The sequence below is a fragment of the Sulfitobacter sp. 1A13679 genome, assembly GCF_043557115.1.
Taxonomy (GTDB): domain Bacteria; phylum Pseudomonadota; class Alphaproteobacteria; order Rhodobacterales; family Rhodobacteraceae; genus Sulfitobacter; species Sulfitobacter faviae.
Genome location: NZ_JBIFFO010000042.1, coordinates 1 through 9,368 on the forward strand (window position 1 = coordinate 1; position 9,368 = coordinate 9,368).

The 9,368-nt window shown below is 58.3% G+C and carries 9 protein-coding genes; 4 read left to right on the top strand and 5 right to left on the bottom strand.

Annotated elements, in window-relative coordinates:
- Positions 1–431, top strand: a 431-nt coding sequence (locus ACGYLA_RS19095) for an integrase core domain-containing protein (protein WP_394434545.1), incomplete at its 5' end; no start/stop codon positions are given.
- Positions 432–937: 506 nt separating this feature from the next.
- Here the strand turns inward: ACGYLA_RS19095 and ACGYLA_RS19100 are convergent.
- Positions 938–1,735, bottom strand: coding sequence for a ParB N-terminal domain-containing protein (locus ACGYLA_RS19100; protein ID WP_394434547.1), 798 nt, complete (start codon positions 1,733–1,735; stop codon positions 938–940).
- Between the two features lie 27 nt (positions 1,736–1,762).
- Between ACGYLA_RS19100 and ACGYLA_RS19105 the strand changes: the two genes are divergently transcribed.
- Both ACGYLA_RS19105 and ACGYLA_RS19110 read left to right on the top strand, forming a co-directional pair.
- Positions 1,763–2,134, top strand: a complete 372-nt coding sequence (locus ACGYLA_RS19105) for a hypothetical protein (protein WP_394434549.1) — start codon at positions 1,763–1,765, stop codon at positions 2,132–2,134.
- Positions 2,083–2,328 carry a hypothetical protein gene (locus ACGYLA_RS19110; protein WP_394434556.1) on the top strand — a complete coding sequence of 82 codons (246 nt, stop codon included), beginning with the start codon at positions 2,083–2,085 and terminating at the stop codon, positions 2,326–2,328. Before ACGYLA_RS19105 ends, ACGYLA_RS19110 begins: the two co-directional genes overlap by 52 nt.
- 710 nt (positions 2,329–3,038) lie before the next feature.
- Here ACGYLA_RS19110 and ACGYLA_RS19115 read toward each other — a convergent pair.
- From ACGYLA_RS19115 to ACGYLA_RS19130, 4 genes are all read right to left on the bottom strand, one after another.
- Entirely contained in the window at positions 3,039–3,974 is a 936-nt protein-coding gene (locus tag ACGYLA_RS19115; protein ID WP_394434551.1) for a hypothetical protein, read from the bottom strand.
- 134 nt (positions 3,975–4,108) lie between these two features.
- On the bottom strand, positions 4,109–4,276 hold the full coding sequence (locus tag ACGYLA_RS19120) for a hypothetical protein (RefSeq protein WP_271694121.1): 168 nt from the start codon (positions 4,274–4,276) through the stop codon (positions 4,109–4,111).
- Between the two features lie 269 nt (positions 4,277–4,545).
- A complete protein-coding gene (locus ACGYLA_RS19125; protein ID WP_271694120.1) occupies positions 4,546–5,628 on the bottom strand; it encodes a ParB N-terminal domain-containing protein in 1,083 nt (360 codons plus the stop codon).
- Complete coding sequence (locus ACGYLA_RS19130; RefSeq protein WP_271694119.1) at positions 5,606–7,009, bottom strand: AAA family ATPase; 1,404 nt, start codon at positions 7,007–7,009, stop codon at positions 5,606–5,608. Before ACGYLA_RS19130 ends, ACGYLA_RS19125 begins: the two co-directional genes overlap by 23 nt.
- A 577-nt stretch (positions 7,010–7,586) precedes the next feature.
- Here ACGYLA_RS19130 and ACGYLA_RS19135 point away from each other — a divergent pair.
- Entirely contained in the window at positions 7,587–8,864 is a 1,278-nt protein-coding gene (locus ACGYLA_RS19135; protein ID WP_394434554.1) for a replication initiation protein, read from the top strand.
- Positions 8,865–9,368 lie beyond the last annotated feature (504 nt).

The window sequence follows — 9,368 nt, forward strand, 5'->3', positions numbered from 1 at the left end:
TCCTACGGCGCCTCATGAAGGGCGCGGACGCCACCAAAAGCGCTACCAGAAGTTACACCTCTCCCTGGGACATGACCCTCTTGGAGGCTGTCGGAAGACGCTTCGGCAGCTATCATGCGCCAGCGGTGGTCGAGGTCTTATCCGACAATGGAAGCGCTTACACAGCAAAGGAAACCCGCATCTTCGCTCGCCAGCTCGGCCTGAAGTCATGCTTCACCCCAGTCGCCAGCCCGCAATCCAACGGCATGTCCGAAGCCTTCGTAAAGACGCTCAAACGCGATTACGTGCGCGTCAATCCACTACCCAATGCCGAAACCGTTTTGAATTTGATAGGAGAATGGATCGAGGACTATAACAACAACCACCCCCACAGCGGCCTAAGATGGCGCTCGCCTCGCGAGTTCATCAAGGCCACAACCGAAACCGCTTAGGTGTCCGGTGAAACGGGGGCCAGTCCAATGAGAGCCATCCACTGGCGGTCATCACGCCGCAGGATTTCCTTGGGGAAAGGGTACTAAGAATCCTGCCCAGCGGGCTAACCAACTGGAACCTTTTCGCTAAGGCGCTGACGGATGCGGGGGTGGATTACGCCTAAGGAATCGGCATCCAGACGTCGCACACGGGCTACAGTCTGATTGCTGAAAACCTTGCAATTGGTCTGATCGAACCCTTCGCGGCAAGTGCGTGGCGGAACAATGAGGTGGTGGTGCGGCCCTTCCATTCGGCAGTCACTTTCGACTACGTGATCGCCTATTCCGTATTCCAGCAGCGGACCGAACCGCTTAGGACGTTCGCCAATATCATTCGGGGCATCGCGACGGTCTGAGCCTGCGCCCTCTTATAACCGGCCACTGTCCGACGGTGGTTCCCCAAGTGCTGGGGAACCACACTTTTATTCATTCGCATCAAGCGCTGCCAAGAACGACTCGATGCCTTGCTAAAGCCGCGCCTTTGGAATGGCCGAGAAGTCACGCTCCAAGCGCAACTCGACTTTCCCATCCAGAGCGGTCACCCGCGCCTCACCTTCCGGACGGCCCATCCTCAGGGAGGTTTTGGATACCGATTTGCCCCCCTTTGAGCCTGCCTTTTTCGGCACAATCAGCGCCTCCCGGAGCATTCCCAACTCGGCATCCTTGTCCCTCTCGGGATGCCTATTCAAGTGGTCAGCGATATCCTTTGCCAGATCGGGACGCCCCTCGATCAGCTTATAAAGGTCCAGCCCCAAGGCCCTAGGAATTGCTTCGGGGTAGCGCACGGCACCCTCAAGAGCCTCCAAGACTCGGGCGAACTGCCTGATATAGGTCCGCTTTTGTTTTAGGGCTGAGGCATACAGCGATGAGACCGCCTCTGCCGCACCAATCCCCTCGTCGCCTGCATAAGACAGCGCAAGGTGCGTCATCTCGCCAAAGGACAGATCTTTGCGAATCAGGTTTTCGTCGACGATTTTGCGGTAGAGGCCAACAAGCGGTTCCCCGCGGGGAACCATCGCGGCGGAGATACGGCTGTACCGGAGGTCGCCTGTCTCCTCGGCCAGCTGCCGAAAGGCCGACAGGCGGCGGTAACCCTGAATAAGATCAAAGCCGTTCTCTGTCTTCTCTACCCGGATCGGATTTAAAAGCCCATCGGCCTTGATAGAGTCTTTCAGCTCATCCAATTCAGGGACTACATTGGCGGATCCGTCACGGGTTAGCTTGGAGGTCAGCACTTCGGACGTCTGGATTTGATCCGTGATCAAGCCAAGTTTTTTAAGCCGAACATGTTCATGCGCCAGCGCGTCGTTCTCTGCCCGGATCGCCGCTTTGGCATCGGCGCGGGCATGGGTCGCCTCGGCAGTTTCCGCAATCGCGCTAGCCATGGGTCCGCGCCGGGTCGGGGCCGGTTCATGGCCGCTCGCGACTGCCCGCCGCACTTCGGCACCCGCAACTACGGGCCGGACCTCACATCGATCTACAGCCTACCGCCGATCCATCCGATCAAAACCAAAAGCGCGCGGCTCAACCGCTGGCTCGAACCCAGCTACCCGCTCTTTATCAATCACTGGCGCCGCCTCCTGGGGGGCCGCTCGCCCAAGCTGACCTTGTCATATGCGAAAGCGGCTCGCCGGTCCTGCTTGGCCCGCGTTTGGCCGAACTAGCTCCACAGGTCGTGCGCTTTTACCGTGTTTTAGACGATATTTGCCTGCTGAATGCGCCGGATGTGCTTCTGCGGGCAGAACGGAACCACCACCCCTTTACCCGCACTAGCACCGCCAGCCCCCATATCGGCGCCCGTTTCGCGCATCACCCCAACGTCACGCTGGAGCCAATCGGCATCCCCCACGCAGAATAACAGGTCAGTACTGCTTACCGCACCCATCGCGAGGGCCCCATCCCGCCTACGCAGGGACGACCCTCCTCGACACTCCTGCCCTCACTCAGTTGGCTGACGCGCCCCCCACTGGCATATCCATGTCCTTGGCCGCTTACGCGAAACGCCACCTACGCGGCCCAACATCACTTGGCACGGCTAACAGAGTTTCGACACCACGCTTGTCCATATCGCCCATGCCGATATCGGTCTCGCCCCCTACCGCGACGAACCGGGGGTCGTCTATCGAACGACCAACTCCAATCGCATCCTGCTCTACCAACACCATGGGCTGCCCACCCTCGGGCCAGACCGACTCTGCCACCCGAACGTCCCGTCGATCATCGGCTACAACAGCCCGCATGCCTTCGAGCGCTGCGAAACTTGGGAGCGCAGGCCCAAGGCCGTGGCAGACTGGAAGGAGCTGGCCCTACGCCTGTCTCAAAATGGTGTTACAGACCCACCCGAGGTGGCCTCCATGCCCCCCGCCAGAGCCGAAAAGCTCCGGGTGAAAACAGTGCCAGCATTGGCCTGCAAGGCATAGTTTTCCGCCTGATCTACAGCATCTCCCGACCAGTCTTGCAACCACATCAGGGCATCGTTCGAACATTTGAACGCGACGGATGTGCCATCCACGTCCCGCGCTAAGGCATGGCAACCGGCGGCTTAAGTCTCGGTCGATTGGATTACATTTACTTCGGTGCCATTGCGCGACAGACCAAAATCGCCGCCCAATAGGATCGCCCGCACCCCGTCATGCGTGGTAAAACCATTGCAGGAAATCGCCGTCCTGAACCCATTGCGCCAACCGGAACAGCCCTGCAACGAACATGCATCCCCGGCGTGCCGTCCTCATGGAAAGACCAGCCGTCCTTCGCCCCGCCCGAAGCGTCGCAATCGAAAAAGGCGACCAAGCCATTCGTGCGCCGCACCCGTGCGAAATCCTGCAAAGCCGTGGGATTCGAGGACGCGGAATAGCGAAAGCCGCAATTCACCCCGACGATATTGCGCGCCGCGACGGCATCGAAATTCAGCGCCCAGGTGATCCCGCCTTCGCAATGGACGTTTTCAAGATAGAAATCTTTATCGTGCGTCAGAAACCGTGCCCCATGAAAGGACTGGATCACCGCGATATCTCGCGCGCCCGGCGCGCTCCCAATATTCACATGCAGTAGGACTCCTTCATGAACCCAAGTATTCACCGTCGCCGCGCAACTGGCTACATCCGCAGCTTCTCTTAATTCGGTATAGAGCCCCTCCGGCATCAGCAAATCGCTGCTAAACAACCGCCGTACCGAGCTTTCATTCGCCGTGAACGTCCCGCCCGCGTCACTCCATATCACATCGAACGGCCCCGCGCGATAGCGCAGCGGCCCACCCCAACCGATCACGGCGACAGGCTGGTTCGGCTCGTCATTACCATCGCGGGTGAAGGCCGCTTCGGCGTATTCGCCCGGCTCGACCAGAACGCGATAGGCCGCACACGTGGCGTTGCCCGCGGTAAAAGCCGCATGGATAGTTCGCTTTGCATTGGCGAAATCACCGTCCGCGCCAAGGCCGCTGTTGCCGTCATTGCCGGCTAAGCCATAGACATGGATCGCCGCGCCGCTCCAGATCGCGTGGTTCAACCGCCGCGCGATAGTCCCCGCCAATCTGTTCGATACCAATATCAAAGCGCACCCGATCCAAACTGAACCCCGCCGAAAAGCGATAGGTACCCGGCTACGGTATGCCGCAAATGTGTGCATTCCGATCCCCAGCATTAAACCACCCCCTTGATGGCTGTGGCTGTGGTTCCCGTCGCCAGCACCCTTGCGATGCGGATCGGGTAGATCACGCCGGGCGAAAGGGCGGGCAGGGTGGCCGCGTCCCCGCTTTTCAGCACCACCGCCAGATCGCCAGCAGAAGCGACCACCACCCCGCGGGTCACCTGAGGAAGGTCTGCCGCATCACTGGGCGTAACGTCGAACCCGCCGCAGATGGGGCCGGTTAATCCGTTGTGGTGATCTTCGAAGATATCGAGAATGGGCGTCGCGGCCTCTTTCGAGAACTGAGAATTTCAGCATTAGAGGGGCGGATAAACCATATCTTAAGGCGGCGTGCGCTCCGGGTTAGGGGAGGGGGTTTCGCGTGCGAAACCCAATTGGTCTGGGGCGGAGGGTGAGAGAGGTTTCGCGCGCGAAACCTCTCTTCGCCGCATCAAACTTCTTCAAGCAGATATTTGATCCGGTCCATCACCAGCTCAATCATCTCCTCGTTCACATGAGTACCCCGGATGCGAATGGCATAACCATCTTCGGTACGTACACGCTCCATCGTGACATCATTGGCCAAGCTTACCGGCCTAGACCGTTCCACGGTTTTTCGAGGCCGCCCGCCGCGTTTGGGATCGGTGCCGACACCTTCGACTGCTACGATCAACGGCTCTAACACCGCCCATTCATCCTCCGCCGTGGCCACGGCATGAGATTCCAGTGCCGTCCGCATCGCCTCGGTTTGGCCTGCACGGAGGCCGGTCGCAATACGCAGACATTGACGTTCGCTGAGCTCGGGTCCGAAACGGAGCATATCGCCAAGCTCCTCATGCACCAAAGCAAAGGATCGAACCTTCGACCGCTTTGCCTTGCTGGCCGAGGAAAACAGCGTCGCCACGGCCTCATCAACAGTGGGAAAAACCCCATCATGCACCGTGATCGCGGCTGCCCGCCCGCGCTCATATTGGCTGAGCCCGGTCCTGACCTCGTTTTCCTCGATCATCGCCACGATCGCATCGGCCAGCGTATCCGGTTTGCGCACGAAAGCCGGAATCGTCTGATGGCGCTCACCGCCCGAAAGCGCGTTCAATTCGCGCATGGCGGCAAGGCGTCTGAAGCCAGAGATCAGAGCATATTTCCCGGCGGCTTCAGGATTGGACGGCTCAAAAACCTCGATCGGCAAGCGGAGCCCATGGTCCGCAATCGACCGCCGCAACTCGGCAAGGTCCTCTTCATCCATCTTCAAACGATCACGGCTTAGCGCATCAGCGGTGATCTCATGCAGTGGCACTTCGGTTAGGACGAGGCCCTTTTCGCGCGCCAATCGCAGCGCTTTTGCATCCGCTTTGTCCCGCGCATTTTCTTCGCGCAGATGCTGGGGTAGGGGGTCTTTATGCCGTGCCGCATCCGCCGCGACGTCGGCGATTGGCGCCCGGGTACCAATTCGGGAGGTTTCGCGCGCGAAACCCTCTTCAATCTCTTTAAGCGCCTCCGCCGAGGGGACTTCAAGCTGTCTGCGTTTCGCCATTCTCGGCCTCCTTCCGCTCTTGATCATCGCGCCACCATGCGCCCAGCAAAATCTCTTTGAACTCGGCATAGGTCCGATCAAAGGTTTCCCGACCGCGGGTATAGGTCTCACGGTTAAAATCCCGGTAATCAGCCTCGTAAATCCCGTTAACACTCTCTCCGGCCTGCCCGACCATCGCCGTGAACTCCTGCCGGTAAGTATTTGTCATATCACCGAAATAAGCTTGGATCACGTTTGCTAGATCGGTCTGCTGGCTGGCGTCAAAGCGCGTGATGATTGCACGCACGACGTCCCATTCAAACTTCATCTCCGGCAAGCCTTCGCGCCGCCGCGCCGCGTTCTCTCCCTCCTCAATCGAGGCAAAGGTGGAATAGAGCATATCAAAGAAACGACCTGTGGAATCGAACTCCAAGAACGAGGCACCCAAGGGCACCATGATAATATCTGCCGCGGCCAAAGCATTGATCGTCAGATAGCCGAGGGCAGGGGGCGTATCGAGCAAGATGATGTCATATTCATCCAACGCCCCCCCTGAATCCAGCGCCGAAGAGAGCGCATCCCACAGGGCCCAATGCCGCAAGGCCATCCGCCAAACGGGGATTTGAAACTCCGCCCAATACAGATTGAGCTGGGCTCCGATGAGATCGATGTTGGGCCAATGGGTCTTTTGAACGACGTCTTTGAGCGAGATCGTCAGCGCCTCGGTAAGGGTTTCGTCCATCGGAATTTCGGGCTCTGCAGCCGCCGCACGAACCCGGTTTTCAGCCTGCACCTGCATCGCGTAATCGCGGGCGAGGAGAGGGAAGATGGTCTGCCACTCATCCTGAACCTGCCCCCCCATGATGGAGGTCATCGAGCCTTGGGAGTCGAGGTCGACGACAAGCACTTTATAGCCGTCCAACGCCGCAGACATGGCCAAATGCGCCGCCGTTGAGGTCTTGCCCACACCCCCTTTAAAATTCGCCACCGCGACCACTTTCGCTGGTAGGCCTTCGGGGCGATAGGGGCGGTATTCCTTGGTGCTGACACCTTCTTCGGCGAAGTGGTTTCGCAGCGTAAGTATTTCTTCGAGGCTAAACCGCTTTGCGTTTCCGGCGCCCTCGCCTTGGGGAAGTTCGGGGTGTTTGTTCAGCACCCTTCGCAGATGCGCGGGGGCTACGGGGATGAGGTAGCGGCAAATCTCCCACGTCGAAAATTTTCGAAGCTTTTTCTGGCCGTCTGGGGCATACCCGCGTTTAGCGAGATCTGCCCTTCCGCGCCCAGCAAAAGCGGCGGCTTTGGCGAATCGGGCAGTGTCTACCGGATCGCTAAGCTTCGCTGCTGCGGTTTCAGGGTCGAGATTGAAATAGGGGGGCAGGGGTGTGCCCGACTTCTTGTCCATGTTGCGATGCCTCGGTCAAATCATCATTATTCGATGTTATCATCCTAATTGTCGCACATCCTTTCGGAAATGGGAATCAGTAAGGTATGCTGTACATGTTGGGAGCGCCTTGCCGGTTTCGCATGCGAAACCGGCCTCTTCAAATCAGAATCTATACTAAGAAAAGCCCACATAGTTTGTTATTGTTTATTAGATTTAGAATCTTTAGGCCTAAGTAATCTTTTCATATCAACGCGCTATGGAAAGATAGGTACCACTTTGCAGGTTTAATGGTACCTGCCTACAGGTTCGCCAGTACCCGTATGCGGGTGAACGGGGTCCGATTCGCGGGGGGAGGGGGACCGATCGTCGGGAGGGCCGTTTTGAAGCGATTTTTGGGCTTCCAAGCCCGCGTTTCCTTCGGTCGGCCCACGCGAGTAAGGTAAATATACCGTAAGGGACCCGTTTCCGGGATGCCTCTGCCCTGTAAACGGGTCCCCATTGACTGATTGAGATTGGGCACCTTTTGCGCAATAATGGGGCGAGGTCACCCAAGAACGCGAAGCGTCGGGGCGGTGGCGGCAGAGCAGAGGCCGAGATGAGCAGCATCCCCCATGAGAAATTGACCGGCGCGCTTCGCCGGCAGTCGGTGAAGAAGAACGTGGCGGCGATCCACGTCTCGGGAAAGTTGACGCTACTACAGCGGAAGCTGAGCAATGTTCTTCTCCTCAATGCCTATGACACGCTGGTGACGCGCAACAAACATCAGATCGATGCGCGGACCCTATGCATGATGGTGGGCTATAACTCCAACGACATGGATACGTTGAAACAGTCCCTCCGCAGTTTGGCCGAGACGACGGCGGAATGGGATATGTTGGATGCCAATGGGCGGCAGGAATGGGGCGTCTCAGCGCTTTTGTCCTATGCGAAACTGTCGGCGGGGGTCTGTGAATATGCCTATTCCCCGGCTTTGGCGGAAAAACTGCATGATCCGAAGGTTTTCGCGCTCATTAATCTGAATATCCAGCGGCGGTTCACCTCTGGCCATGCGCTGGCGCTCTATGAAAACTGCTATCGGTTTCTGCGGACCGGATCGACGGGGTGGTGGCCGATTGATCTGTTTCGCCGGCTTATGGGGGTCGATGGCAGTGCCTATTACGAAAGTTTTAAGCACCTGAATGCCAAGATCATCAAGCCAGCCGTGGCGGAGGTGAACAAGACCTCAAACATCCTGATCACCCCCGAGCTGCACAAGATGGGGCGGCAGGTCAGTGAGATCCGGTTTCTCATCAAAGAGAACCCGCAGCTTGCCATGCTCGACATTGATGATGGGGAAGGGCTGCGGCAGGGGGCCGTCTATACCGCTCTCATGGATTTGGGCGTCTCAGACCGGTTGGCGCGGCAATGGATTTCCGAACATGGTGAGGACTATGTTTCAGAAAAGATTGCCTATTTGAAGGGCAGGGGGGGCGTCGATAGCCCGGTGGGATATCTAAGGGCTGCGCTTCAGAACGACTATAAGTCAGAGAAACCCGCAGCCCCTTCGCCCAAGGCCAAAGCCGCGGCGGTGGTGCGCAAAGCGCAAACGGCGCAGACCGATGCTGCGGCAGAAGAGCGCGCGCAAGTGGTTGAAGAAGAACGCAAAGCGCGGGCCGCGATCATGGCGCGGGTGCAGGAAATCGTCGAATCCCGCTCTCCCACACAGCGCGACGCGGACCGGAAATTGTTCTTGGCTTGGCTGAGCGATGAACTTTTGAAATCAGAGTTCTCTCGGCTGGGTTGGAAGGCCGCGCTCTGTGCGTCGGAGATGCGGGCGTTCTGGGAAGATCTGATCCCTGATGCTTTCGCGGATGAGGCGCCCTTCGGCGGTTAAGACTTCCTTAACCTGCCTCCGTAATATTTTAGCCAAATTTTTTGCATGAAAGTGCCGTTTGGCTGGTTGTAGCCAACTTTCCCGGCAGCGCTTCTTGCAGCAACCGTCTCCGCTTTGGCGCGGGTTGGGAGGCAGCGGTTATGAAACATCGGGTCATCCATAGCCCGGTCGCGGTTGGGGCGGTCTTTCCCATCGGGCCGGTCAGGAACCGTTTATGCGAGATGGGGGAAGCGCGCCTTCGACATCGCGCTTGCTATGGTTTTGTAGCCTGTTCTCCTGCCGGTGATCCTTGCCCTCGCGGGTGTGGTCGCGCTCGATGGTGGGGCGCCGTTCTTTGGGCACCGGCGGGTGGGCAATGGGGGGGCAGGTTTCACTGTTGGAAGATCCGCACCATGGTGGCCGACGCCCAAGAGCGCCTTGCCCAATATAGAGGTGGTCCTGGAAATTCGACCAGTTTGCCGCCGTGGTAAGCTATAGCATTGATTTCATTTCAGGCGGCAACCT